This is a genomic window from Oleiphilus sp. HI0043 (assembly GCF_001634935.1).
Window position 1 is genome coordinate 1 of record NZ_LWEY01000003.1, and the last position, 635, is coordinate 635.

Consider the following 635-nt stretch of genomic DNA (forward strand, 5'->3'; position numbering starts at 1 on the left):
GCCATTCTTAGTCATAACCAAGGGCGCACCCAGGGACTTGCCGACGGTGTGGTGATTACGCCATCCCATAACCCTCCTCAAGATGGAGGCTTTAAATATAACCCTCCTCATGGTGGGCCTGCAGATACCGATGTTACTAACCTGATTCAGGCACGTGCGAATGAACTTTTAGCTCAAGGTATGGAAAAAGTAAAAAAGGTTTCTTATTCGCAGGCTTTGGCAGCTAGCAGTACGCAAGAAATTGATTTTGTCATGCCCTACGTGAAGGACCTGGAATCTGTGGTTGATATGTCTGCCATTTCCAAAAGCGGCTTGCGTATAGGTGTTGACCCAATGGGCGGGAGTGGTATTGCTTACTGGGAGCCGATTGCCGAGCATTATGGTTTGAACCTGGAGTTAGTCAATAAGCGGGTTGATCCAAGCTTTTCGTTTATGCGTGTTGATAAAGACGGCAAAATTCGTATGGATTGTTCCTCACCTTATGCCATGGGTCAGTTGATTGAATTAAAAGACCAATATGATGTCGCCTTTGGCAACGATCCTGATTACGACCGTCATGGCATTGTGACTCGAAGCTCTGGCTTGTTAAACCCAAATCACTACTTAGCAGTCGCAATCGATTACCTTTTCTCACA

The 635-nt window shown here is 46.1% G+C and carries 1 pseudogene; it reads left to right on the forward strand.

Features of this window, described 5'->3' with window-relative positions:
- Positions 1–635, forward strand: a pseudogene (locus A3729_RS00640) (phosphoglucomutase, alpha-D-glucose phosphate-specific); the annotation flags it as partial.